Here is a 24,000-nt window from a genome sequence, read left to right on the forward strand (position 1 = left end):
TACTAGCGCCGCCGGCGCCGCCTCATCGGCAGGCCGGCTCACCGCCTCCGTCGTGGCCGGCGAACTTACGAGACTCACTCCCCGAGACCGACTCCTGCTCGACCTGCTCGACCAGCACAAGACCTTCACCACCGAGCAATTTGTCGATCTCGCTTTCGGGTCCATCGGCCGAGCCCGCAACCGGCTCAACACCCTTCACACACGAGACATTCTCGACCGGTTCCGGCACTACCAGCGCCCCGGCTCGCAGTCGTGGAGGTGGACACTCGGCCCGGTCGGCGCGGCCATCATTGCCGCCACCAGCGGGGCCACGCTGCCGCGCCCGTCCGCCGTACGCGACGCCACGGCCCGGCTCGCGATGTCCCCGACGCTGGCCCACCTGCTGACCGCCAACGGGTTCTTCGTCGCGCTGACCGGGCACGCTCGCACGCACTACGGCGTACGCCTGGCCCGGTGGTGGAACGAGGCGCGGTGCCGTGAGGCGGTCGGCGCGGTCGTGCGGCCTGATGGTCACGGCGTGTGGCAGGTGGCCGGGCGGGCGGTGCCGTTCTGGGTGGAGGCCGACCTCGGCACCGAGACGCTGTCGCGGGTCGCTGGCAAACTCGACGGGTACGGAGCGTTACCACCCGCGCGGGCGTACCCGGTGCTGTTCTGGCTGGCCACCGGTGCGCGTGAGTTGAACCTGCACGCCTATCTGACCCGTGCCGGGGTGCCCGATGGTCTGACCGTGGCGACTGCCGCCGCCGACGACGCGGCCGAGCTGGGTGGTCCGGCCGGGCCGGTGTGGCGGGTCGCCGGACGCGGTGGGCGGGTGAACCTGGCTGACCTGATCCCGTCGGGGGACGGTGCCCGTTGGGACGCCTAGCGGCCGGTGCCGCAGTGGCATTCCTGGTCTTCGTCGTGTTGATCGGGGCTACTGCCGCCGGGGTGATCGGCGCTGTTTTCGGCGGGGACGGCACTGGCTGCGCCGCGACCGTGACCACGCCGGGCGCGAGTCCGCCGGGCCTGACCGCCGAACAGGCCCGTAACGCCGGGGTGATCGTTGCTGAGGGTGAGCGGATGCGGGTACCGGTGCGCGGGTGGGTGATCGCCGTCGCGACCGCACTTCAGGAATCCAACCTGATCAACCTCCGTACGCCCAGCGATCACGACTCGTTGGGACTGTTCCAGCAGCGGCCGTCGCAGGGCTGGGGGACACCGGCACAGATCATGTCGCCTGACTACGCGGCCGGGAAGTTCTACGAGCGCCTTCTCGTGGTGCCGGGGTGGCAATCGTTGCCGCTCACCGTGGCCGCACAGAAGGTGCAACGGTCGGCGTACCCGGATGCCTACGCCAAACACGAGCCGCGTGCCTCGGTGATCGTGGCGGCGTTCACCGGCGGAACGATGCCTGTATGCGACAACCTGGGCGTGAGCCCGGCCGGGTGGGCTCGCCCTGTGGCCGGTGACGTCGGATCGGGGTTTCGTACGCCCGAACGGCCCGGCCATGACGGGACCGACATCATGGCTGACAGGGGAACAGTGATCCGGGCGGCGTCCGCCGGTGTGGTCGTACGGGTGCGGTGCAATGCGGGCGGCGGGTCGTGGGACGCCCCGTTCAGCGCCTCCATGCCGTGCGACACCGACGGATATCCGGGCCTCGGTGGGTGCGGGTGGTACGTGGAAGTCCGGCACGCAGGCGACATCGTGTCGCGGTACTGCCACATGGTGCGCCAACCCATCGTGCAGGTCAGCCAATCCGTGACCGCCGGTCAGCCGATCGGCTATGTCGGCACCTCCGGCAACTCTTCCGGACCGCACCTGCATTACGAAGTCCACCAAGGCTATCCAGCCACGGAAAGTAACGCCACCGATCCAGTCTCATTCATGATCAGTAAAGGCGTTCGGCTGTAGGTCGGTAAAGTGATTCTTCACACAATCATGGACTTGACTTCATGGCCGTTTCGAGGGTTTATGAAAACCTAGAAATTACCGCCGGAAAACGAAATGACGAACACCGCCGGATGCGCCGTTGCTATCAATTCTGTTCAAGTCACCGTGAAAGCCGTAGCGCCCACATGTCGCGCCCCCGGCACGCGGGCTGACCGGCGATGTTTGGGCCTTCACGGGCGAAACGGCGGCCGTCCGGAGGCCCGATGAGCGGACACCCAAACCTCCCACCCGCGCGCCCGGCCGATGGCCGGGCGCGCGTCGCGTTACCGCCAATTCCCGATCCGGTCACAACGCGATACGCGCGCCTGTGCTGGCGGTCCTGACCCACCTACCAATGCGTCGTGAAAACCGGCATGCGGCCACGGTGGGCCGTTTAAATGCGTTGTGTGTCATGCGTAGCCATCATGGGCCTGAGCTGAATGAGGATTAGTGCCCGGGGTCGCAAAGAGTCTTGGAAATGCGGGTTGACATTCGCCCGGCGCAGAGGGTCCATGGACGTGGGCAATAAAACGCCCCGCCAAACAAAAGCGCACCGCGTATTGCGGGAACGCTATTCCCATCCCTTTTCCGGAGGTTTCCGCGCCATGACCACAACCACCGCCCCGACCGCCACAGAGTCCGTCACCGCCGCCCTGACCACCAACCCGGACGGCATGACAACCCGCAGCCTCGCCGACGCCACCGGCCTCACCGTCGCCGTGGTTTCGAAGGCACTGACCAGCATGGAGGCCGACGGCACCGCCCGCCGCGATGCCAACCCGAACGGCCGTAAGTCCGCCGATACCTGGCACTCCGCCACCCCGGTCGACGCGGCCCCCGCCGCCGACACCACCCCGGGGACCGAGACCACCGAGGACGCGGATGCCCCCGCCGCCGTGACCCTGGCAGACGAGCCCGGCGACACCCCGGCACCGGCCGACGAGGCGACCCTGCCGGAGGCCCCGGTGTCCGCCCCGCCGGTCGTGCCGCGCAAGACCGACCTGAAAGTCATGATTATGGCCGGGGTGCTCGGTGACCACCCGGACGGCATTACCGCCGACGAGGCAATTGACGAGAGCGGCCTCGCGCTCACCGTGGGCGAGGTCATCCTGGCCGCGATGGAGGCCGCCGCCGCTGCTCACCGTTTGCCGATTGCCGCTGACGGCACCGAGTTGTGGGTGCCCGGCGACAACACCGACCTCGCCACCGTGGACCTGGACAACGCCCCGACCAGCCCCGCATGCCCGACCTGTGGCCAGGAGCGCAAGATCCGCCGCGTGGCGATGATGGCGCGTCGCACCACGACGGCCCCGGCCCGCCCCGCCGTCACGACCGCCAGCGAGATCAACACCGACGGATCGACGAAGCTCGCAAAGGGTGAGCTGGAGCGCATCGTCGAGGCGTTCCACCGCGACCTCGGTACCGGCCACGAGCTGACCCCCGGCACGATCGCAAAGGCGATCGGGCGTAGCCCCGGCGCGATCGTGAACTCCCAGCGCAAACTCAGCGCGCACGGCGTGCTGGTCATGACCCGCCCGGCCCCGGAGACGTACGCCATGGCGGACAACGCCCCGGCCCCGGCCGCCGATGTCCGCGCCCTCATGGCCCCGCCGGTGACCGTCCCGGCGGCCGACTCCGGCGACACCGCCACGAACGACGAGGCCGGTAACGACACGCCCGGCACGGACACCACCGACACGACACCCGCCGCCGCCGCGGCCTGACACGCACCCCTACCGGGGCCGGGCATCACGCCCGGCCCCGGTCTTTCGCACCCGACCCGGAAGGCGCATTGATGACCGCCCCACCGAACGATCCCGCTCACGGCACCCCGCCATGCCCTGTCCCCGGCTCGCAACCGGCAGACCCGATCACCGGTCCGGCCGCGCTGTTGGCGGAGGGGTTCGTGTACCTCGTCGCGGGCGGCGACATGGTCGCCGTGTTCGACTACGCCGACAGTGCCGCGACGCAACGGGCCGTCATGGAGGCCGCCGGACTCGACACCGCTTCCGCCCGGCTCGCCCCGGCGCAGTGGGACGCGGCCCGTGAACTGATCCTCGACGTGAACCCGGGCCTCGTCATCACCGAAGTCCGGCGCGGCACCGAGGAAAGCGGCCCGGCATGACCGTCCCCGCCGAACCCGCACCGCCGGACATGCCCGCATCGCTGGCTGCCCGTCCCCGCGACGAACGACGTAACCTGCCGATCCCGCCGGTCAACATCCATCCGGCCCTGGGCGGCAGCACCTTCGCCCGCGTCGACTTCACCACGATCAACACGGTGTCCTCGACGGAACTCGCTGCCGCACGCTCGTGCTCGCTGTGCGCCGAGCCGATGGGGTATTGGGTCGCCTTTCTCGGCAGGCCTCGCACGGCGGAGCTGATGCGGTTCACTGACCCGCCGGGCCACCCCGGCTGCATGCGCTCGGCATTGACGCTGTGCCCGCACATCGCGATTGCCCGGCACCGGCGCGCCCGCGCCGACCGGCCCGGCGCTGGCGTCATCCCGGCCGGGTCGCACGGCGACAAACCCACCGGATGGACCCTGGGCATCACCCGTCAATACCGCATAGTGCCCGCCCAGGGATTCACCGTGTACCTACCGGCCCCGTTCCGCACCACGCAGACCTATCTGTACGGCCCGGACGGGCACCTGTCCGACCGGGCCGCCGCCGGGTAGGGCGGCACCGGTGCACGGCGTCAGATTCGCCCTAGAAACCTCGATCGACTCCAGCCGGCGGCCTTGATGCACTTGCGCAGGTAGGAAACATTGACATTGACGGCTTATCGCCGGGGTGCAACCCACCGGCGACATGCCGCACCCCATCCCACCAGTACGAGAAGGAATTGCAAGCCATGGCACACGAGCCGCCGAGACTCAACGAACGCAGCATTCACCTCGCCCCGGCCACGAGCGCAGAGGACCGCGGGACTCGAACGCCGACCTCGGCAGACACCGACGTCAAGGCCCGCATGTACGGGCTCCGCGCCGTCTAACGAGCCGCCGCAGGTACCGGGGCCGACACCACACGGCACCGGCTTGCCCGGCAGCCGCACCGCCGCCGGTTCCCTCACCCCTGACTCGAACGATCTAGCCTTCGAGGGAGAGCCCCACCATGACCAACCGAGACGACATTCTCGCCGCTATCAATAGCCTGTGCATAACGTACGCGGACTCGCTGGTAGCGCACGAGCGCTCTCGTACCGCCACCACCGCCGAGGCTCATGCCGACCAGTACGCCCGCTCGCTGCGCGCCCATGAGGTGACACAGGAGAACTACGCCGCACTCCTGGAAATGCTCGTCGACACCGTGCCCTACGACGTGAGCGCCGAGGAGTTCCTGCCGGTACAGCCACTGCCGACCGGCGAGGTAGCCCTCCACGCACGCGACGACCACGCGAACTCCGTACGGCTCAAGCTCACCGGGGCGCAGGCCCTCACCGTGGGTACGCACCTGACCGCGTACGCCGCGATCAGCCTCGACCGCTCCGGCGTCAGAGTCGCCGAGGCGCTGCCGTCGCTCACGGCGGGTCCGGAGACTCCGATGTACCCGGCACCCACTCCTTCCCCGATGCGGGCCACAGGCTCGGCCCCGGTGGTGCCGGGCGCACCGCCGCCCGCCGCTATGCCGCACGCGGCGACCCGCTGATCCGCCGTCGGCGCGGCCGGGACGATGGCACCGGTCGCGCCGCTACCTCCCTCAATGGAGATCGCGCATGCCTCAGATCGAAATAGCCGCCACCACCTTCACGACGCTTTCACGCCGGGCCGAGACCGATGGCTGCACCCCAGCCGAAGTCCTGGACAACCTCGTGCTCGCTCTTACTCGCGAGGCCAGCGACGGCTCCGGAGCGGCGCCGGCCGTCATCGAAGTCGATCACGCCTCGAACCCCTCAACCCGTCGGCCGCAGCATCTGAGCGGTGTGGCCACCACTACCGACGGACTCGCCCCGTACAACGAAAAGGGCGGCGTCGTCATCGACATTTACCTGCAACCCGAGTTGCCCAACGGCGACCGATACCGAGTCGAGTTCCGGTACGGAGCCACCCTCATCAACTGGAACAGCAAACCGATCACCGAGCCGTTGCCGGTCGACCAGCAGGCAGCGGTCTATGGACTCGCTGCCGCTCGCACGCTGCTCGATTTCGTCTTCGCCGAGCGCCGGCCCGAGGACGTCCTCCAGATGAAGGTCAGCGCGGTACTCGATCACCTCACACACATCGCCGCGACTCACCTGGACCTTGACTGGGGCAGGGAGGAGAGGTGCACGTGATACCCGCCTGGACACACGGCCGATCCACCCGGCACTCCGGCGCGGTCTGTGGAGCCGACAACGGACCGCATACCCGCGTCACCGCCGAACCGAGCCTCGTCACCTGCCCGGACTGCCCCGACGCTGCCGAGACTGAACTCATCCCGGACGACGCCAGCACCGGCGATCCGCACCTCATCGAGATGCTCCGGGAGGCGAGCGCCGGGCATACCCGCAAGATCGATGGAGTCGTGGTGGACGGCACCACCGCCTCAGCAATCCTCACCGTCTACGACGCTGCGACTCCCAAGACACAGGCAAAGATCGCGACCCTGCCGTTGACACTCATGGCGTCGTTGGCCTGGAACATCCTGGCCAGCGAGCGCGAAGGGGCGGCAGAATGACCCTCACTCCCGCGTGGACGGCGCCGACGCCCGACGAGGTGCCGTTCCACTGCCGTACCTGTCGCCGCGCTCTGCACCGCCACCAGGCTCCCAGCGGAGCGGTGACCTTCCTACACCCGGCCGAGGTCCGCGGCGGCGAAGTCGAGCATCCGGCTCGGCCGGCGCCGGTAACCGAGATCCCGGATCCGATCATCGAGTGCGACTTCTGCTCGGGCCCGAACGCCTCCTGGGTATACGTGTGCGCCGACCAGGAGTCCGACGTCCGGATTGTCACCCGGCGCACCGTAAACCTCGGGGACTACCAGCGCCGCCACCATGCCGCACGGACTCGCGCTGTCGAGACCGCTCCCGGCCCGGTGCAGATTTGGGGTGAACGGTGGAGCGCCTGCGACGGCTGCGCCGAACTGATCGAGAATCGTGACCTCTACGGCCTGATCGCCCGGGTCACCGATGCCATGCCCGCCAAACTGACGCGCGGCAAACGGCTCATGAGCGTGCGCGGGCACCTCCACGGTACTTTCAGCACCGTGCTCGACACGCTCCAACCCGGCCGATTCCAGATCACCCAGCACCACCCGCTCGGCGTGTGGCAGGAACCGCAACAAGGGTCGGGACGCGAAACAGACCGCTGAAACGACTACGCTGCCCGAGTAACCCGCCTCGCGGCGTAACGAGTTTTTCGGACCGTCGGCAGCCGGTCGGGGCACACCCTCGAAAGGGCGTGCGCAACCCCCGACCGGTTACCTCGCTGCCTGAGCCACCCCTCGGCCCATCAGCCGCACCAGAGTCGAGCAGCGTGTCGCCGATGCTAATCCGGCCGCCAAAGGCGGCTCTCACGTTGCCAGCTCGCTCGCACCCCGAAGACCCGCGACAATGACCACCGTGGCTCGCCGCTCCTTTCACGACCGTGTCGCCCTCGACCGCGACGGCGTCGCCGCGCACACCGGCGCGGCACGCACCACAGTCATCAACTGGATCCAGAATCGAGCTCGGTTTGGTTTTCCGAACGCCTTCACAGACGGCTCCGGCCGCGAGTGGTTCTGGGTCGATGACATCGACGCCTTTCGTGTCGCGCACAAGGCCGCGAAGCTGGCCGAGCTAACGAAGGTCGACCGCACTGGCGACCCCAACGAACTAGTGACCTCCGGAGAAGCCGCGCGGATCCTCGGTTACAGCTCGTATCGGAACCTGCCCGACGAGTTGACCGGGCACCCGGACGACATCGAGATTCTTTCTGACGGGCGCAGACGGCGGTTCTGGTACCGGCGCACCGTATGGGCGCACGCCGACGCCCGCACCGGCCGCCGATCCACCGGCCACGCACCCCGCACCACCGGCCCCCGCAAGGCTTACTCCTACTCCGACGACCCTCGTCTCCAAGTAGCCGCCGACCTGCTCGCCGAGGTAAAGGCCGCCGGACGCGACCGGCGCGGCCTCGGCGCGGAACTCGCTCGCCGCCTGGGCATTCGACCGCGCACCGCGCAGCGATTGCTGGCCGCTGTCGAGGGAGATCAGCCCAATTGACATTAAGGACATGGGGCGCCGCCAGGCATGGCTATGGCGATACCTGGCGGCGAGCCGTTACTCCCCGTCGAGGGCTGGCTTCCGGCCTGTGCGGCCGGAAGCTTCCGGGAGACAGAGGCGGGCGGTAGGCGGGACGACGGACGCCTTAAGCTCAACCACTGGCATGAATCTCTTGAAATGGTGGGGGTGTCAATCGCTCACGGTTCGTCTAGTGCCTGAGCGGCCACCTCATTGATGTCGCGAGCTTCGCGGAGAAGTCCTCCGATCTCCGCTACCTCGCCCGACCATCCGAAGAGAGTATTCGCGTGCTCGAGAAGCTCCAGCATGGCTATCGCGGCTGCACTACTGACGAGGTCGATCAGCGGGCGCGTCTCGACAGCCACCCGGAATCTTCGGTGCTCATCGTCAACGCGCTGGACATGCCAGGTCGCCGTAGAGTACGCCGCATTGGCCGCAGCGTGGGCCATCTGCATCTCCGAGCCGAGACTCATGTACACCCGGGACGTCTCCGGCGTGGCGAGAACATCCGGGACCACGATGTTTCGCTGGTGTGCCATGGCCGCTAAGTCTGCTCTGCGTGATCTCACTAGCTCCGCATCCACCCCCTGGCCTGATGCGAAAGCATCGATCTCGTCATAGACGAGGCGGAGGGCGACGCCGACACCTGGGCTGCCGATGTCCGTCATTTGCTCAAAGCGTGCTGCCAAGATCACCAGGCAATGCAACCCGGGTAGCGCCTCGACCGGTTGATGGGCGTCAAGCAGAACGGTGATGCTCTTGAAGTACGCAACGGCCTGACCGAACAGGTTGAACGCGATCATCGTTGCCTCGTCGTGCCCGATCCCCTCGCCGGTGGCAGCTGCTCCATCAACGAGCGGCATGACTGCGTCAAGAACCCGTGCCGATGGGGCGAGCGTCTCGTGCTCGACGTCGACATCCTGCTCGGCAATCTCCACGACGGCTTGGCCATGCTGGAGCCGCCCGCGCACCTCAAGGCGTTCTGGCTGGAAGCCCACCCCTGGTCGGGCACGCACCGTGAACCGATCCTTCCGGTGGACGGCAATGGTGGTGCCGTTGCGTGTGATCGATCCGACGCCGGCGTGCCACTCCAGCGAGGGGTACAACTGTCCCTCGGGGGCAGGGTCCGCGGCGTCGCCGACCAGCCGTCCTCGCATTATCGTGCGGGTCGATTGGACGTCTCGGAGCTCGATGGTCATCAGTTCGTCTGCCGTTTGCTGATCGAGCGCGAGGAGATCGGTGAGGGACAACCGGATATAGCGAAACGTCTTGTCGGCGCACTTGAGCGCGTTCGACGTGATCTTATTTATCTCCCATATGCCGTGCTCGATTCCGTCGCTGGCGTTTTTCGCTAGCTGGTAGGTGTCGGTGTCGCCAGCGAAAATGATCTCTTGTCGGACTCGTGCACCGAGTAGGTCCTTCCAACGCGGTCGGCTCGGGTCATTGGTAACCAGCTGGAAGCTGCGGGCTAGTTCTTCCTCGGTGATCCCGCGCGCTTCGGCGGTCTTGCGGACAACCGCTTTGGTGAGGTTCTCGCTGGCGATCCACAAGTGGTTGAGTGCGAGCCATTCTCCGCCAATGTGCCAGTTCCGTAAGGCGAGTTCGTAGTGACGCAGGGCACGGGTTATCCGGGCGCCGTCGGGTGTTTCGGCGAATATCGCCTTCCAGAGGGCCTCCAGGAGATGCGGTCGCACACGCTGCCCCTCCGAGACCGGACCGCGTTCGTCGGGGATGAAGACCTCGGCGAATTCTCGGCTCTGTTGCGTTGGCGTTGCGTCGTATGCGAGGTGGACCTCGAGGGCACCGACTCTAACGTTTGCCGCGAAGCCAACGATGGTGGCGACTGGTCGCGCGATCCTGGAGAAGGAGTCGATCGCATCATCCAGCGAGGCAGCGCGGCCTCGGACTTCGACGATTAGTTCGCGTGGAACCCCCGTGCCGCCCTCGTCGACCCAGCGTGTGAAGATCCGAATTCGGACGCCATGCGGCGCCAGTTTGGGCTCGTGCACAGTGGTCTCGCAGCCCTCCTCCGGCCAGAAACGAGCGGCGCTGGTGGCGCGAAGGACAACGACGTACAACGAGGTGGCTGCATCAGCATTGGCGCTTCGCTCGATGTTCACGGCAGAACCGTATGCCCGCCGTTTGAGTCGCGGTAGTGGCTTGAGGTGCGGCTCCACCGCAGCTCAGCTTGCCGTCTACGTGCCCTTTCGGGACGTGAAGCCGAGTGCACTGCCTAGTTGATGAGCGTGCATCGGGGCGACGAGGAGACCAGCCCGGCTTAAGTCCGACAATTAGTACCGGAGTAACCCTCCCCGCGGCGTTCCTGCCCATGTCTGCGACCATGCTGCTCGTGTTGAAGCGACCAAGAATCCGTTGGCGCCGGGCATCGGTCTCGGTGGACGGCGAGCTAGTGCCAGGCCAGCAGATCAGCGGCGCCGGGACAGAGTCAGGCGGCAGCGGGTACAGCCCACCCCGGCCCAGCTTCTTGTCAAACACAGGGATTCTGCTGGCAAGCTTCGGGGTTGCTGGCCTCGGCGTCGCTGCATTCGCTTTCATGTGGATCATCGCGAATGGCGCCGCCAGCGCGGAGCAGCCCTCCCTGCACATCTCCTCTGTCAAGTACGGCCTCGGATGCTTCGCCGCCGCTGCCGCCGTGGCCGCTCTTCTCCTGAACTTCCGCCGCCAACTGGTCACGGAATATGCGCACGATCTCGAACTGCGAAAGCAGTCCCATGTCGAGGCCGACGCGGCAGAGCGGAGGGTGACGGAACTCTACGTGAAAGCGGTCGAGCAACTGGGCCACGCCGATGGCGTGGTCCGTCTTGGCGGGCTATATGCCCTGGAACGGGTAGCCCAGAAGAACGTCGACCAGCGGCAGACCGTTGTCGATGTCATCTGCGGTTACCTTCGCATGCCGTACGAGCCGCCTGCTTCACGATATTCCTCGGACGAAGAGAAGCAGATGCTATCCAAGGCGTCTGCCGACCCTGCCGACGGAGCCGCTATGGGCGGCGGCCGGGATGAGCGCCAAGAGCTCCAGGTACGCGTGACCGCCCAAAGAATCCTGCGAAACCACCTTCGGATACCGGAGGGGGGCAATGTCGACGACCTGATTCGGCGGGGCGGGTCGCCTGATCGCGCCTTCTGGCCGGACATCGACGTCGACCTGAGCGAGGCCACTCTCTTGGGCTTCGACTTCCGCAGCTGTGTCGTGCGTGTGGCCAAATTTGGACGCGCTTCGTTCTATGGCTCGGTCGGCTTCGGTGAAGCCACCTTCCTCGAAGACGTCCAATTCGGCAGTGCCGAGTTTCTGGGCGACGCATACTTCAGCGGCGCCACCTTTCGTAAGGACGCCTACTTCGGCAGGGCGAGTTTTCACAGGTCGGCGACCTTCGGCGAGGTAGAGTTCCTCGCGCACGCGATGTTTGGAGCGGTCCGCTTCTCCGGGGATGCGATGTTCCATTCGTCGGTGTTTACCGCAGCTGCCTGGTTCACGCGCGCTACGTTCGGCGACTTCACCATTTTCAGCCATGCGCGATTTCTCAACGGCTGCACCTTCATCGAATCAGTTTTCCGAGGCGAAACCTACTTCGGCACGGTGATGTTCTCCGGGGACGACGTGAGTTTCGCCAAATCGGCTTTCGACGGGGATGTGAGGTTCGATAACAGTCGTGTTGTGAACCGAAGCGACAGCCAAGACTGCTGGCCCGCGGGGTGGGACCTCGTGCCCGGCGCCGATTTTGCGAGTCTAGTCGAGCGGAAACCAGACGAGGAAGTCTAATTAGCGCTGCGGGTTGACATCCGTTTGGCTCTGAGCCGTCCAGTCACCCTCCGCAGGTCCGGCCGAGTCCGTCACGCAACAAATTGACCAGACGCTGGGCCAAGCGGCCCAAGCCCTTCGGCGTATGCGCCCCGCCGGCTGATTACGGGAGTAGCGGGTCGAAGTGGCGCTCGACTATCGCGGGGACGACCGTCGAGCCGTTGCTCGGGTTCCGGTCATCGGTGGCCTCCGCTGGTGATGGGCCGCAACTGCCGGTCAGCGACGCGGCGAGTGGCTTCCGACGGCTCGGCGTCGAGATCAGCCAAGCGTTCCTCCAAACGACGCAGCGTCTGCCGGACTGCGTCCGGGTGCTGGACGCGACCCTGGATGCGCATGATCCGCTGGTAGAGCTCCTCGTTAATCGGGTCGAGGTCGACGGCTCGCTGTAGCGCGGCGATGGCCTGCTCCGGGAAGTCGACCTCGATGATCTCGGCGATCCGCGCGTACGCGACGAGGATTTGATGGCGGTAGCTGCCCGCGTAGTCGGTGACCCAGGCTCGGTCCTGGCCTTCGGCGAAGTCCCCGTTGTACAGGTCGGCGGCTTCGCGCAGCATGACGAGCGCAACGGCGTCGTCGGAAGCCTTGTTGGCGTGGTCGAGCGCGGTCAGCATCTGCCAGAGGTCGACGGTGAATAGTCGCGCGTCGATTTGGTAGCGGCCGATGCCCGGGTCGTAAACGACGAACATTTCGCCGGTTCTTCCGGTGGCGTTACGCAGCACGCGGCGTGCGGTGTTGATGTCGGTACGGATGCGTTTGGCGGCGGTGGCAGGGTCGGTATCGGGGTGTAGGTCAGCGGCAAGCTGTTCCAGGCTGCGTCCCGCCGAGTATGCGGCGAGTGAGGCGAGCACGGTGTACGAGCCGCTGCGCATCCCGGTTGTAACCGGTCCGGTGTCGGTGGTGATCCGAACCGGCCCGAGCACGTGCAGCCGCACCGGAGCGGTGACTTCGGCCGTCTGTGCAGGTGCCGGTTCGGAGGCCTCATTGGGTGAAGGGCCGGATGCCGTGGTGACCTGCTTGTTGGCTTGTGCGGGGGTGTCGATGTCATGGCCAGGCGCGGGCCGCGGTGTCGTATCGGCCAGCGCGGCGAGCACTGCGGCGAGGCCGGTGGCGGCGAGGGTGGACAGCCGGCGTAAGCCAAGAGGCTGCTCGTCGATGGTGCCGTCGGCGGTGACCTCGAAGGCGATCAAGCCCTCCACCTCGCCGAAGACGACCGGGTGCAGGTGCAAGGCGGTGCGATGCGCGCCGACAGCAAGAAGCCGGGGTACGTGCCGAGGGCTCGCCTCGATTAGTAGTACGTACGCCGGTTGAGTTTCGGCGTGATCTGTGCGGGCGTTGAGGGCGGTGATGCTGTCCGCGTCGAAGGTGTCCAGCAGCCTGCGCCGCAGGATCATCTCCTCTTCGGCGTGGGTGACGGCCGCCGCAGTGTCGGAGAGCACGATGAGCCGTTCGCCGTCGTAACTGGTTCCATCAGGGTCAAGACCGAGCAATGGGGCGCCGTCGGGCAAGAGGCGAGTGAGTACCTCGGTGGTGGTGACCACGATCGGGCGGGCCTCGAAACTCTGGATGGCGCCGCTAGCGAGGACAGCGGCGAGCAGCGCGCGAGTCGCTGCCTCGGCTCCGTCGCCGTGCAGGGCGAGGCCAGAACCGGGCAGGTCGAACAAGCTCACCTCCCTAGCGTTGGCGTCCACGCCAATGGGCGCGGCGACCGCCGGGACGGAAGGCTGCTGCTGGCCGGGGTCGGAACGCAAGCGGCGATCTGCGGCGGCCTCGATCGGTGTCAGGGATTCGGGTAACGGTGCTGGTTGTGGCTCGAGCCGGGCGGGAACGGGGAAGGTCAGCCGGGCACGGCGGCGGCGTTGCAGTCGTACCAGCGAAGCGACGGCGGCCAGTAGTGCGGCCAGGCCGAGGCTCACCCACCCCTGAGTCGGCAACGCGATCCCGGCTTCGTCACGATCGTGCCCATTGTCATTTGGTGCCGTTGCGCTGGTCGCCTCCGATCCGGCGGTCATGGAACTGCTAGCCGCTGGCTGGGCGCTGGAGATCGCGCCTGGCGGCCTCGGGAAGGTTGCGGCCGGGCTGGAGTCGACCGGCGCCGGGCTCACCGTCCCATTCGGCGCGGGAATCACCGGCAGCGGTGAGGCCGTCCGGGGTGGTGCATCGGTGCTGGGCTTCTCTTCGGTTGCCGAGTCGGGTTCGGTGGAGGCTCCGGACGGCGTGGCGGGTTTCTGACGGGCTGGCGAGTCGCCGTGGGTGGGCAGCGCTAACACCCAGCCGACGTGGATCTCGTCCGGATCCCTGAGAGCGTGCCCGTTGACCTGCTCGTGACCCCGGTTGAGTTTGTAGATCTCACGCCACCGATGGGCGTCGCCGAGCTTATGCTCGGCGATATCCCACAGGTTGTCGTGCTCGACGACGTGGTGCACGCCGCCCGGTGCGTCGCGCGCCCAGGCAGGTATGTCGTTGTCCCTGTGCGCGGACAACGGCCGGGCAGTGGCGGCGGCAACGACGATCGCCGAGTGAGTGCGGGGAACGGTCATTGACACTGAAACGGCCTGTGCCGGGGCTACGGCGATAGCGGGCCGGTGCGCGGCGGCATCAGCGGCGGCGCTGCCCCCGCCGATCGAGGCGGTACGGCCGACGTCGAACAGCAGGCCGCCGAGGATCGCGCCGACGAGCATGGCCGCGACCCACCGGATCGGGCCACGACCGGCGACCGGCGGCCGAAGCCTGCCGTGACGGGCGGCTGCTGCGGTGGCCGATGCCTCGATGACTTCGATGACGGTGTCGCGGACGAACTGCACCCACAGCACCCAGCCAATCGAGGCGAGCAGCGCCACGATCATTTGATCCGACCAGGGACTCGTGATCGTCACAACCAGGTCGGACACCCCGGGCGGTACGCCGAGCTTTACCCAGCCGATCCAGTCCAAAGGCCATCCGGCCGAGGCGATCAGAAGCCAGGGCACCCCGGCGGCGAAGCCGAGCAGCATGGCGGCGGCGACCAGAGCGCGTACCAGGCGACCCAGGGTGACGAAGGCGCGGACCATACCCGGTTTCTCCTCGAAGGCTCAGGTGTTGGGGCCGGTGATGCCTTGCACCGCGACCGCGGTCGCGGAGGCGGAGACGCGAAGGCTTCGCACTCCGACCAGTTGCAGAAGCTGGGTGCGGCTCGTACGCCGCACGGTCACAGAGACGGTCGTGGTGGTCGCGGTCGCCTCGCCGGTGACGCCGGCGCGGGCGAGCCAGGACCGAGCCGCCGATGCGGCCCGGTCCGGATCGAGCTGAGCGCGGCCCTGCGTGCGGTATAGGTACAGGTCGAGTTCTTGTGCTCCGGCGCGGGCGGCGGCCTGCGCGGTGTCGAGCGCGGACACCTTGACCGACAGCGCCAGCCCGGCATCCAGGACGAGCCCGGCGACGGCGAACAGGGCCACGCTGAACAACACCGCGAACGGAGTGATCTGTCCGGCGTCCCGGCCGCCGGTGCGGCGGCGCATCCACGCTGCCACGGCATGCACTCTGCGGATCACGGTCCCGCCCACCTATCTACCGGCGAGGTCGCGCTCGCCTCCACCGTCCGGCTGCCGGGAACACCGAGCAGGAGCAGATCCGACAGGGCGACCCGGCACGAGACCCGCACCGTCACCGAGCCGCCGGGCTGCGGGTTGCCGGAGACCGTGACGCTGGCTGAGCGGCAGGTCCCGGTGTGCGCGGCCAACGTCGCCAGGGCGTTACGTTCAGCCTCCGCGACGCCGCCGCCGTGGCCGAGTAACGACGCCGTTCGAGCGCCGCTGCTGGCTGCGGCCTCCACGTCGATCTGTGCCGAGACGAGACGACCGCACATCACCACGAATAGCAGGATCGCGACCAGTAAAGGTGTCAACAGGGCCATCTCGGCGGTGCTGGCTCCAGCATCCGGTGTCGCGGCCACCTTCCGGATGCGGGCGACGATAGCCCGGCGAAGGCGCGTCATGAAATGCCTCCACCGGTGACCCAGCGTTCTACCGGGCGGACCACTACGGCTCGGACATCCCATGCCATCCCGGGCACGACTGTCCCGGCGTGGCCCCGGATCTCTACGCGGACCTCGGTGGCGGTGCGGGTCACCGACACCGACGGATTCTTGAGTACTCCGCTGCCGATCGCCGAGAGCGTGTCGCGACCTGTACGCCGGCCGACACCGGCACTCGACTCGTATGCGGCGGCGGTGGTCGCGGCCCGGCTTGCGGCGGCCTGCGCGACGTGGGTGGCGTGCATCCATACTCCGGCCTGGATGACCATCATGATGATGAGCAGCAGCAACGGCATGGCGATGACCAGCTCGGCCGTCGCCGCGCCCGTGTCGGAATGGGCAGCGGCCCGACGCCACCGGGCTCGCAGCTGCCCAGCCCCGACGAGCGCCGCCTTCGGTGGGCGGTCGGCATGGGGAACGCATATGCCGGTCATCAGCACGGTCTTAGCCGAGGTTGATGCTGTTGGCCTTGCCTGACACCTTGGAGTAGATGATCCCGATGGCGAGGATCGCCAGGGTGACCAGCACCGCTGTCGCCACGACGGCTTCCGTGGTGTAGCCGCCGTCCTTGGTGTCGCGTACCGCCTGCCAGCGGTGTCGCATCTCGGCGGCGATGAGGTTCAGCAGGGCGTTCATTCCCTGTCCCTTCTCTGTGGGTGACGGTCAATGTGCCGCTGGAGCGGCCTTCGGCGTGTGCGACCTCTCGCCGGTTCGGAAGTTCTAGAGGCCGTTCATCACGGCCGCCATTGCCGGATAGCCGAGAAAGATCAGGAATCCGGCGAAGAGGAACACGATGGGCAGCGCCATGCGTTCGGTCGCGGCGTTCGCCTCGCCTTCGGCATCGGTGAGCTGCCGATCCCTCAAGGCCACCGCCCGCGAACGCAGTGACGCCCGTACGCGCGCGCCCTCGGTGCCCGCGAGACCTACGGTCGCGGCGAGCTGCTGCAATTCCGCGACGGTGACGCGACGCCCCAGCGCCCCGAGCACGTCCCACGGCGGCACCCGGGCTAGCCGCGCCTCCGCGAGGGCGTACCGCAGCTCCGTGTATGCCGGCCCGGATCCGACCTTCGCGGCATCGTCGAGGGCTTGGTCCACGCCGGCGCCGGACGCGAGGCTGATCACCACCAGGTCCAGGAACGAGCTCAAGGCGTCCCGGAACGCCGCCCGGTACGTGGCCGCGTCCGCCCTTACGGATAGCTCGGGAGCCAGGAAGCCGGCCGCGCCGAGAACCAGCGACGCGAAGACGGGCGTGCTCACGCCGATAGAGATCCCGGCGAAGCTGAGCATTGCCGCGGCTGCCGGAGGGAGTAGTAACCCGACCACGGCGGCGGTCGCTTGCTCGGCCAGGTGCACGTCGACCGGCTTGTCCAGCGCGGCGAGATCCCGGCGGGTACTGGTGACCGGGAGCCCGGCGGCACGGAGCCACCGTACGGCCGGGCGGCCCCACCGTCCGGTCCACCCAGAAGGCGCGCCGTGCGCTTCGGCAGCGAGGTACATCTGCTGCGGGGCGTCGAGGGCCTTGTCCAGGCGCGGCGGCCGGGGAAACCACCCGACGACGATCAGCCAGAGTCCGAGCCCGGTGCCGAGTCCGGCCAGCAGCACCATCCCGGTCACGACCGCACCGCTGTCAGCTCGGCTGGGGCGGCCACGCCCGCGAGGACGCGGGCATTGTCGCGGTCACGCATCAGCTTCGCGAGCCACCAGAACGCGAACGCGAAACACGCCCCGGCCGCCAGCAGCACGAGTTGGCCAAAGGAGGTGTCAAACGGCACCAGATAGCCTCGGTTGAGCAAGGTCAGCACGCCGGCCATGGCTAGAGTCGCGCCGACGATCACCCGTGCGGAGGTGCGGTTGCGTTTACGTCCGGCTGCGATGCGTTGCCGGGAGGCGACTTTCGCCCGTGCGGATTCCGCTAGCTCGCCCAGCACTTCGCCGAGCTGCCCGGCGCTGCCGCGTGCCGCCATCAGCAGCCCGGCGACGACGAGGTCAGCGGTCGGGTCGGCTAGCTCGGCGGCAAATCCGCGCAGCGCATCGGTCAGTTGCCAGCTGCGGCGGAGCCGGGTCGCTAGGCGGGTCACCTCGTCCCGGATCGGTTCCGGGGCTTCGATGGCGCTGGCGGCGATGGCCTGTTCCAGACCGGCCGCACCGCCCAGGTTGTCGCGTAGCGACTCGGTCCAGGTGGCGATGGCCTCGATCCGTGAGACCCGGCGGGCATGATCGCGGTCCGGGCCGATGACCGCCGGAAGCATCCACGCGCCCACCGCCGCGAGCCCGGCGGCGACCGGCCAGCGGGTCACCACGGCAACGACCATCGCCACAGCCACGCACAGCCCTACCCGCCGCCGGTCGACGGGATCACGGGTCGAGGCAAGCCTCGACCACCATGAAGGCGCGTCGAGTTTGGCGGGCCCATCCTGACGGCCGGACAGCCCGACACCAACCAGCACCAGCCCGAACGCCGTTCCTAGCCCCAGCAGCGCGGCTAGGGGCACCGTCATGGTCATGACGGCCACCCGCCACCCGGCGCCGACCGGGCCTGATCGAGCAGCCCAGGATCGAACCCGGCCGCCGCCAGCACGTGCACCAGAGCCGTCGAGGCCGGAGCACCAGGTACCGCCCAGCCGTCCGGGCCAGGCCGGAAGATCTCGTTGGAGGAGACGGCGGTGCTGTCGCTGTCGACCACCTCACGGACCGAAGTAACCACCCGGCGGCCGGTGTCAGTCAACGCGAGATGGACGATCAGGTGCACCGACTCGGCGACAAGCAGGTTCGTGGTGGCCGGATCCAACCCGGCCTGCGCCGCGTATAGCACCAGCTTCTTGAACACGCCGGCCGACGAGGAGGCGTGGATGGTGCCCAACGAGCCGTCGTTGCCTTGACTCATCGCGTTGAGCATCGGGATGACCTCGGCACCGCGTACCTCGCCGACGATGACCCGGTCCGGTGACATCCGCAGACCCGACCGGAACAGCTGCGAGACGGTAAAGGCCCCAGCGCCTTCGACGTTGGCCTCCCGCGCCTGCATCGGCACCACATCGGGGTGAAGATCCTCGTCCGCGTCCAAGGCCAGTTCGTAGGTGTCCTCGATCGTCACGATCCGCTCGTCCGGTGCGATCGCCGAGGCCAGCGCTCGGAGCATGGTGGTCTTACCCGCGTTGGTCTGCCCGGCGACGAGTACGTTGAGCCTGGCCCGCACCGCGGCCGTCAGCAGCTCGCGCAGCGCTGGGTTGAGGGTGGCGAGCTGCTCCAACTCCGTTAGCGTGACCTTGACGTAGCGGTGCCGGCGGATCGAGAGCGCCGGGCGCCGGGTTACCGACATAATCGCGTGCAGACGCGACCCGTCCGGCAGCTGAAGATTCAACTCAGGCGAGGCCCGGTCCCAGCGCCGCTCTTCCGCGCCTTCCCCATCCGCTTCAGCGCGGCCGGCGTCAGCGGCGAGTCGGCGGATTAGCGCCACCATCTCCGCATCAGAGTCGGCGATCGGGCCGACCCGTTTACGAGTGCCGTCGGCATAGCGCACGAAGACCCGGTCACAGCCGTTCGCGGTGATCCCCTCGATGCCTTCGTCAGCTAGTAGTGGTTGTAGGCCGCCTGCTCCCAACAACATGTCCGTCACCGCGCGGGACACTCGCGACTCCACGTCTGGACGCAGCGGCGGCCGGCCGGCGCGCATCTCCTCCGTGGCGAACACATCTAACGCCTCGACGACCAGGCTTTTGGTGGTCTCCTGCTGCTGGGCGGCAGACATCGGCACACCGGTCTCGGCTTCGTGTGTGCGGGTGGCGCGGGTCAGCCGCTCGGCGACGTCCCGGCGGATCCGCCGGACCACCGTGATCTCGCTGGCCTGCGCCACCGGTTGCGGGAAACTGCCAGGACGATGGCCGTTCAACGGCAGGGCAAGCGGTGAACTCATCCTTTCGCCCCTTCACGAGTGGCCGGGTCGAATCCGGCAGGCGGCGTGACCGTCAGATCTGTGTTGAGGTCGTCGAGCAGGGCGGCGTACGCACGCATCAACGGCAGGTGCCGCCACCGTTTCCCTGCCAGCAGCTCCCCGCCGAGCAACGCCGCCGTCTTCCGGTCGTCCGGCAACGGTCCAAGCACCTCCACCGCACTGGGATGGCGCGCCAACTCCTCCGCGACGTAGGTTTGCAGGACCTGGGCCACCTCGGCGGCCGGGTACACGCCTCCGGCGGCGAGCAGCACCACGAGCCGACCCCCGCACACGTCCACCAGCTCCGCCAGGGACTCACGTACGTGAGCGAGCTCGTCCGCGCGGGCACGCGCCATCACCAGCACCACGTCGGCAAGCCCCAGCAACGGCCACGCCGCCGCCCCGGCCGACAGCCGCCCGCAATCGGCCACTACGAGCCGATCTGGGGCCGTCAGCGCCGCCCGGCCGGTACCGGTCAGCTCCGGCAACGCGGCTCGGGTCTGACCGCCACCGGCCGGAGCCGCCACCACCGACACCACGACATTCCCCACGGTCACCGGCTGGACTCCAGCGGCGAACGCCGTATCCGCATCGGTGGCACCGCGTGCGGCGGCAGCCACATCCACCAGGCTCGGCGTGGCTGCCAGATGGAGACGGCGCATTACATCCCCGCCGGCTGGGTCGCACTCCACCACGGTCGCCCGCGCCTCGACCGGGGCGGCAATCGCCAGCCCGAGCGCGGTCGTGGTCACACCAGGACGGCCCTTGAGATAGGTCACGGCCAGCAACGGCATTTTCAGCGACCTCCCGGCGCGGTCTGCATCAGCACCACCGCGCCCTCCGGAGCAGCGGCCAGCCGCGGCCCGTCCGAGGCGTTCAACAACAGCGTGATCACCGTGGAACCCTGACCATCACCAGCGAGGTCCACGCCGAGGACCACCGCCTGTATTCGGGTCGGTGCCGCCGTAGCCCTGTCGGCCGCCGTATTCGAGACATCTGTGCCCGTGCCGCCCGTCGAGACGAAAGCCGCCACCTGTGCCCCGTTGGGGAGACCCTGCGGGTATTGGCCGGGTTTGAGCGCCAGCGACGCCGTCACCTTCCCCACAGGAGGGAAGGCTGCCTCACCGATCAGCGCGGGAGTCAACAGGGTGCCGGCCACCAAAGGCACCACCGCCGTACGCCCAATCACCTCGTCAACCTGGGCGACCGGAATGAGCAACACTCCGGGGTCCTCAGCGGCCGAAACCTGGATGAGGTCCGCAGCGGTGATGCTCTGCCCGGCCGCGACCGGCCGCGCCACCGAGAGCACCTGGATCCGATCACCGAGCCGGACCGCACCCCAGGCGTACGCCAACACACACACGATGACCAACAACGACCCCAACGCGACGAACGGCAGTCGGCGGCGACGCCGGGCCGCCCGCCACGGACCGCGTCCAGCACGCGGAGGGGCAGCGGCCGAACGGTCGTCCGAACCTGTTTTCGGGCGCACGGAACCAAGCGCCATGACCGACGTCCTCCTTGATGTGGCGCTGCTACGACTGACGAAATCGCTGGTTAACGGCTGATGAGGGTCTTCGACTCCTGAACCTGGGCCTCAACCTGACCGGACGTGGCAAGCCCTGCCGCGGTGCCCGACTGGCCCGCCCCAGCCCAGGTCACTTCCCACTCCACCGTCGCGAGCACAGTGAAGACACCAGGCGATTGATAGGTGTGCCCGCAATCAGGTGAAGGCTTTTCCGGATCGACGTCCGGAGTCCACGGCGTCCCCGGCCCGGCACACGTCACGCCCGAGCCGTCGCCCATCGACCATGTCGCCTTCACCGGCCGGGCGGTCGCCGTCACGCTTACTCCCGGAACAGAAGCTGTCGCTGACTCCGTAGCCCAGGAACCCTGGTCAAGCGCCATCCAGACCGGCAGGTAACGGAGCTGGTTACCCGGCGGATTCAACTCGATCACAACGTCGGGCAGTTGCAACTTGGCCCGAGCCTGCCGCGCCAGCACCTCCGGTGATACCACCGGTGGAGCGCCCGCGATCCAGATCGGCCCGACGTACCCCTCGGTGTCACCACAGTCCCGGTAATACCAGCCACCTTCCCCGGCGGGCTGACCGCCGAGGACCTCGATGATGGCTGGACTCAGGCCGGTGGCGGCCTTGTAGTAGCAGCCATCCGCTCCGACCTTGCCGCCATCCCGTTCACAGGGAATCACGGTGCCTCCGGGATTACGGCACTTGCCGTCGTTCCCTTCCCCGTCCTTGACACCTTCACCGGTGCCATTGTTGGGCTGCTGCGGAGTTCCGACCGTGACGTTGCATGCAGGGCGGGGATCGTTCTCCGTGCACTTCACCGTGCCCGTGCCACCGCCCGCGTGGCCGGTGGAGGGCGAAAAAAGAACGGAGGAGATGCACATAAGTACGAGCAGCGCACTCTGAATCGCCAGCCTCAGCACGACGCATCCTCGATGGTGAAACCGCTGACCCTCCACCCGTCGTCGGTACGGATGACCTTGGCAGTAGTGCGGCTCGCGCTACCTGGGACGTCATCGACGAGCCCGCCAGATTTCTTGTGGAGCAGCCACTTCTCATCGTTGACGCAATCGAGGATGTTGATCTCTTTCGGCGCATCCGCCGGTGTCATGGCTTTCACCTTCGGATCAATCTTCAACTCGCCGAGAATCACTCGATCTTCTTCCCGGTTGGTCAGGAGGGCGCCGGTGATCAACTTCAAGGCGTCACCTGTGGCGTACTCACGCAACTCCGGTGCCTCTGGGTCGGAAGTCTTCGCCGCTTCGACGAAGGAGTCCCACATGCCGCGGTACGCGCTCACGGCTTCCTCTTTGGCAGCGGCACCCGGCTCAAGAATTGGTGCCGCCGGCACCGCCGAGGAGGGCAACTTGGTTGGGAGTTCCGTCGGTTGCTCAGCGCTGCATCCGCTCGCGAGTAGCGTGACCGTCGTGATCAGGCCGACGATGACCGATCGGGTGAGCACGGCAGAACCTCCCAGTGAGTGACCAGCACGCTCATAGTCGTGGCGTGTCGGCGGAACAACCACCACAGTGGACCAGCGCCCCAAGGTCACTGGTCGTGTCTACACCATCACCCCCTAATGATCACAAGGTCCTTACCTACATGCACGCACCTCTGTTGCGGCAAAGTCACGTACCTTCAGGTACGTACTTCGCTGTCGCCGTTGGCGGCAGCACTGGAGGGCGGCGATCCTGTCGCTCAGCTGACACATTCCGGAGTGTCAGTTACGGGCTACGCTCACCGCAGTTCGAGCGGTCGCAGGGGAGGCGGCGCGAAGGCATGGGGGACCACGACCGCGTCGACCACGCGCTAAAGCTGCTCGCGCATCCCGCGGCGTACGCGATCCTGCTGACCCTGCACGAGCGGGGTGGGGCAGCGACTTTCGTGTCCATATCGGCCCAGGTGTCGACTCCAGCTCGGCTCCTTCGCGCGATGGTGGCCGCAGAGCTCGTCGCCTGCCAGCAGGGCGGCACTCTGGATGTCGAGCCGGTGGCGGACGCTCAGTTCTGTTTCACGGCGAAGGGCGAGGCTATATTCGGCCACCTCATGCGGCTGCGGCAATGGCTCGACGCGCAGCCTGCAAGAGCTGAACAAGATCGCCGAATTCGCTAGCGCCTCCGAGCCTGCGGGTGTTCCGCAGTGCCCTTCAAAGCTGTCCAGACACTGTGTGATTTTATGATCACAATAAGGTAGTCATCTATTGGTTTGATCCAATAGACTGTCGCCCGCCTCGGAGTCGCGTGCTCACGTCGGGGAGGGCAGTCACGCTGACACATGAACCCAACGACCTCGCAGATGTGCTTGCGATAGGTCGGCGAAAGCTAGCAATCCTGATCTTGAGGATCCTCCGAGATGGCTCGATGCGTTACTCCCGGCTGCAACATGCCGTATCGCGCGCCAGCCCTGATGTCGTGCACCCCAAGACGCTTACGAACACCTTGAACTTTTTGCGCGATGCAAGGTTGATCGAGCGACACCAAGATCGGCACGGCACCGACTACCGCCTCACCGTAGGCGGCGCCGAGCTGACAGAGCTGATTGGCGAGCTTGAGCGCTGGATCAGGGAGTACCGCACTGGCGAAGATAAGTAGGCGTCACGAGA

The 24,000-nt window shown here is 67.4% G+C and carries 26 protein-coding genes; 13 read left to right on the forward strand and 13 right to left on the reverse strand.

Annotation, left to right across the window (positions count from 1 at the left end; all coding sequences use genetic code 11):
• The first annotated feature begins 52 nt into the window (after positions 1–52).
• The 10 genes from B0I29_RS34795 (at position 53) to B0I29_RS34840 (ending at position 8,092) form a co-directional block, all read left to right on the forward strand.
• Entirely contained in the window at positions 53–865 is an 813-nt protein-coding gene (locus tag B0I29_RS34795; protein WP_111653387.1) for a replication-relaxation family protein, read from the forward strand.
• Entirely contained in the window at positions 853–1,893 is a 1,041-nt protein-coding gene (locus tag B0I29_RS34800) for a M23 family metallopeptidase (RefSeq protein ID WP_111653388.1), read from the forward strand. The genes B0I29_RS34795 and B0I29_RS34800 overlap by 13 nt, the downstream gene beginning before the upstream one ends.
• Positions 1,894–2,516: 623 nt before the next feature.
• Positions 2,517–3,635: a helix-turn-helix domain-containing protein gene (locus B0I29_RS34805; protein ID WP_245972991.1), complete on the forward strand. Its 1,119-nt coding sequence runs from the start codon at positions 2,517–2,519 to the stop codon at positions 3,633–3,635.
• Between the two features lie 71 nt (positions 3,636–3,706).
• On the forward strand, positions 3,707–4,036 hold the full coding sequence (locus tag B0I29_RS34810) for a hypothetical protein (protein ID WP_111653389.1): 330 nt from the start codon (positions 3,707–3,709) through the stop codon (positions 4,034–4,036).
• Positions 4,033–4,590 carry a hypothetical protein gene (locus B0I29_RS47110; RefSeq protein WP_245972993.1) on the forward strand — a complete coding sequence of 186 codons (558 nt, stop codon included), beginning with the start codon at positions 4,033–4,035 and terminating at the stop codon, positions 4,588–4,590. Before B0I29_RS34810 ends, B0I29_RS47110 begins: the two co-directional genes overlap by 4 nt.
• A gap of 436 nt (positions 4,591–5,026) precedes the next feature.
• Positions 5,027–5,560, forward strand: a complete 534-nt coding sequence (locus B0I29_RS34820; protein WP_111653390.1) for a hypothetical protein — start codon at positions 5,027–5,029, stop codon at positions 5,558–5,560.
• 67 nt (positions 5,561–5,627) lie between these two features.
• Positions 5,628–6,185, forward strand: a complete 558-nt coding sequence (locus B0I29_RS34825; protein ID WP_111653391.1) for a hypothetical protein — start codon at positions 5,628–5,630, stop codon at positions 6,183–6,185.
• Positions 6,176–6,568 (forward strand): hypothetical protein, encoded by a 393-nt coding sequence (locus B0I29_RS34830; RefSeq protein ID WP_375790598.1) that lies wholly within the window; start codon positions 6,176–6,178, stop codon positions 6,566–6,568. The genes B0I29_RS34825 and B0I29_RS34830 overlap by 10 nt, the downstream gene beginning before the upstream one ends.
• Positions 6,565–7,200: a hypothetical protein gene (locus B0I29_RS34835; RefSeq protein WP_111653392.1), complete on the forward strand. Its 636-nt coding sequence runs from the start codon at positions 6,565–6,567 to the stop codon at positions 7,198–7,200. The genes B0I29_RS34830 and B0I29_RS34835 overlap by 4 nt, the downstream gene beginning before the upstream one ends.
• 241 nt (positions 7,201–7,441) lie before the next feature.
• On the forward strand, positions 7,442–8,092 hold the full coding sequence (locus B0I29_RS34840; protein ID WP_111653393.1) for a hypothetical protein: 651 nt from the start codon (positions 7,442–7,444) through the stop codon (positions 8,090–8,092).
• Between the two features lie 197 nt (positions 8,093–8,289).
• Here the strand turns inward: B0I29_RS34840 and B0I29_RS34845 are convergent, their stop codons facing one another.
• A complete protein-coding gene (locus tag B0I29_RS34845) occupies positions 8,290–10,230 on the reverse strand; it encodes a hypothetical protein (RefSeq protein ID WP_146616983.1) in 1,941 nt (646 codons plus the stop codon).
• Between the two features lie 434 nt (positions 10,231–10,664).
• On the opposite strand from B0I29_RS34845, the gene B0I29_RS34850 reads away from it, so the two are divergent.
• Positions 10,665–11,891, forward strand: coding sequence for a pentapeptide repeat-containing protein (locus tag B0I29_RS34850; protein ID WP_181558126.1), 1,227 nt, complete (start codon positions 10,665–10,667; stop codon positions 11,889–11,891).
• 215 nt (positions 11,892–12,106) lie between these two features.
• Here the strand turns inward: B0I29_RS34850 and B0I29_RS34855 are convergent, their stop codons facing one another.
• The 12 genes from B0I29_RS34855 to B0I29_RS34910 form a co-directional block, all read right to left on the reverse strand.
• Positions 12,107–14,977 (reverse strand): BTAD domain-containing putative transcriptional regulator, encoded by a 2,871-nt coding sequence (locus tag B0I29_RS34855; protein ID WP_111653396.1) that lies wholly within the window; start codon positions 14,975–14,977, stop codon positions 12,107–12,109.
• A 21-nt stretch (positions 14,978–14,998) separates the two neighbouring features.
• Positions 14,999–15,424, reverse strand: a complete 426-nt coding sequence (locus tag B0I29_RS34860) for a pilus assembly protein TadG-related protein (protein ID WP_111653397.1) — start codon at positions 15,422–15,424, stop codon at positions 14,999–15,001.
• Between the two features lie 29 nt (positions 15,425–15,453).
• Positions 15,454–15,900, reverse strand: coding sequence for a TadE family protein (locus B0I29_RS34865; protein ID WP_111653398.1), 447 nt, complete (start codon positions 15,898–15,900; stop codon positions 15,454–15,456).
• Positions 15,897–16,373, reverse strand: a complete 477-nt coding sequence (locus B0I29_RS34870; protein WP_111653523.1) for a TadE family protein — start codon at positions 16,371–16,373, stop codon at positions 15,897–15,899. The genes B0I29_RS34865 and B0I29_RS34870 overlap by 4 nt, the downstream gene beginning before the upstream one ends.
• A 10-nt stretch (positions 16,374–16,383) precedes the next feature.
• Positions 16,384–16,575, reverse strand: a complete 192-nt coding sequence (locus B0I29_RS34875) for a hypothetical protein (protein ID WP_111653399.1) — start codon at positions 16,573–16,575, stop codon at positions 16,384–16,386.
• Positions 16,576–16,659: 84 nt separating this feature from the next.
• Positions 16,660–17,553, reverse strand: coding sequence for a type II secretion system F family protein (locus B0I29_RS34880; RefSeq protein WP_111653400.1), 894 nt, complete (start codon positions 17,551–17,553; stop codon positions 16,660–16,662).
• Complete coding sequence (locus B0I29_RS34885) at positions 17,550–18,452, reverse strand: type II secretion system F family protein (protein WP_111653401.1); 903 nt, start codon at positions 18,450–18,452, stop codon at positions 17,550–17,552. The genes B0I29_RS34880 and B0I29_RS34885 overlap by 4 nt, the downstream gene beginning before the upstream one ends.
• Entirely contained in the window at positions 18,440–19,852 is a 1,413-nt protein-coding gene (locus tag B0I29_RS34890) for a TadA family conjugal transfer-associated ATPase (protein ID WP_111653402.1), read from the reverse strand. The genes B0I29_RS34885 and B0I29_RS34890 overlap by 13 nt, the downstream gene beginning before the upstream one ends.
• Entirely contained in the window at positions 19,849–20,664 is an 816-nt protein-coding gene (locus B0I29_RS34895; RefSeq protein ID WP_245972995.1) for a hypothetical protein, read from the reverse strand. Before B0I29_RS34895 ends, B0I29_RS34890 begins: the two co-directional genes overlap by 4 nt.
• A 2-nt stretch (positions 20,665–20,666) precedes the next feature.
• A complete protein-coding gene (locus B0I29_RS34900; RefSeq protein WP_245973013.1) occupies positions 20,667–21,269 on the reverse strand; it encodes an SAF domain-containing protein in 603 nt (200 codons plus the stop codon).
• 158 nt (positions 21,270–21,427) lie between these two features.
• Positions 21,428–22,282, reverse strand: coding sequence for a hypothetical protein (locus tag B0I29_RS34905; RefSeq protein ID WP_111653404.1), 855 nt, complete (start codon positions 22,280–22,282; stop codon positions 21,428–21,430).
• Between the two features lie 32 nt (positions 22,283–22,314).
• The gene (locus tag B0I29_RS34910; RefSeq protein WP_245972997.1) at positions 22,315–22,860 is read right to left on the reverse strand and encodes a hypothetical protein; all 546 of its coding nucleotides are present in this window, start codon (positions 22,858–22,860) and stop codon (positions 22,315–22,317) included.
• Positions 22,861–23,177: 317 nt separating this feature from the next.
• On the opposite strand from B0I29_RS34910, the gene B0I29_RS34915 reads away from it, so the two are divergent.
• Complete coding sequence (locus tag B0I29_RS34915; RefSeq protein ID WP_181558127.1) at positions 23,178–23,510, forward strand: hypothetical protein; 333 nt, start codon at positions 23,178–23,180, stop codon at positions 23,508–23,510.
• A gap of 185 nt (positions 23,511–23,695) precedes the next feature.
• Positions 23,696–23,989 (forward strand): winged helix-turn-helix transcriptional regulator, encoded by a 294-nt coding sequence (locus B0I29_RS34920; RefSeq protein ID WP_281270943.1) that lies wholly within the window; start codon positions 23,696–23,698, stop codon positions 23,987–23,989.
• Positions 23,990–24,000: the final 11 nt, after the last annotated feature.

The organism is Actinoplanes lutulentus, from assembly GCF_003259845.1.
Lineage (GTDB): Bacteria > Actinomycetota > Actinomycetes > Mycobacteriales > Micromonosporaceae > Actinoplanes > Actinoplanes lutulentus.

What these genes read in the sequence shown, in the direction of transcription:
- B0I29_RS47110 (WP_245972993.1), top strand. Translation starts at nt 4,033, where the DNA reads ATGACCGTCCCCGCCGAACCCGCACCGCCGGACATGCCCGCATCGCTG.
- B0I29_RS34810 (WP_111653389.1), top strand. Translation starts at nt 3,707, where the DNA reads ATGACCGCCCCACCGAACGATCCCGCTCACGGCACCCCGCCATGCCCT.
- B0I29_RS34905 (WP_111653404.1), bottom strand. Translation starts at nt 22,282, where the DNA reads ATGTGCATCTCCTCCGTTCTTTTTTCGCCCTCCACCGGCCACGCGGGC.
- B0I29_RS34875 (WP_111653399.1), bottom strand. Translation starts at nt 16,575, where the DNA reads ATGAACGCCCTGCTGAACCTCATCGCCGCCGAGATGCGACACCGCTGG.
- B0I29_RS34820 (WP_111653390.1), top strand. Translation starts at nt 5,027, where the DNA reads ATGACCAACCGAGACGACATTCTCGCCGCTATCAATAGCCTGTGCATA.
- B0I29_RS34805 (WP_245972991.1), top strand. Translation starts at nt 2,517, where the DNA reads ATGACCACAACCACCGCCCCGACCGCCACAGAGTCCGTCACCGCCGCC.
- B0I29_RS34915 (WP_181558127.1), top strand. Translation starts at nt 23,178, where the DNA reads ATGGGGGACCACGACCGCGTCGACCACGCGCTAAAGCTGCTCGCGCAT.
- B0I29_RS34850 (WP_181558126.1), top strand. Translation starts at nt 10,665, where the DNA reads ATGTGGATCATCGCGAATGGCGCCGCCAGCGCGGAGCAGCCCTCCCTG.
- B0I29_RS34865 (WP_111653398.1), bottom strand. Translation starts at nt 15,900, where the DNA reads ATGACGCGCCTTCGCCGGGCTATCGTCGCCCGCATCCGGAAGGTGGCC.
- B0I29_RS34825 (WP_111653391.1), top strand. Translation starts at nt 5,628, where the DNA reads ATGCCTCAGATCGAAATAGCCGCCACCACCTTCACGACGCTTTCACGC.
- B0I29_RS34835 (WP_111653392.1), top strand. Translation starts at nt 6,565, where the DNA reads ATGACCCTCACTCCCGCGTGGACGGCGCCGACGCCCGACGAGGTGCCG.
- B0I29_RS34860 (WP_111653397.1), bottom strand. Translation starts at nt 15,424, where the DNA reads ATGCGCCGCCGCACCGGCGGCCGGGACGCCGGACAGATCACTCCGTTC.
- B0I29_RS34870 (WP_111653523.1), bottom strand. Translation starts at nt 16,373, where the DNA reads ATGACCGGCATATGCGTTCCCCATGCCGACCGCCCACCGAAGGCGGCG.
- B0I29_RS34890 (WP_111653402.1), bottom strand. Translation starts at nt 19,852, where the DNA reads ATGAGTTCACCGCTTGCCCTGCCGTTGAACGGCCATCGTCCTGGCAGT.
- B0I29_RS34840 (WP_111653393.1), top strand. Translation starts at nt 7,442, where the DNA reads ATGACCACCGTGGCTCGCCGCTCCTTTCACGACCGTGTCGCCCTCGAC.
- B0I29_RS34895 (WP_245972995.1), bottom strand. Translation starts at nt 20,664, where the DNA reads ATGCCGTTGCTGGCCGTGACCTATCTCAAGGGCCGTCCTGGTGTGACC.
- B0I29_RS34855 (WP_111653396.1), bottom strand. Translation starts at nt 14,977, where the DNA reads ATGGTCCGCGCCTTCGTCACCCTGGGTCGCCTGGTACGCGCTCTGGTC.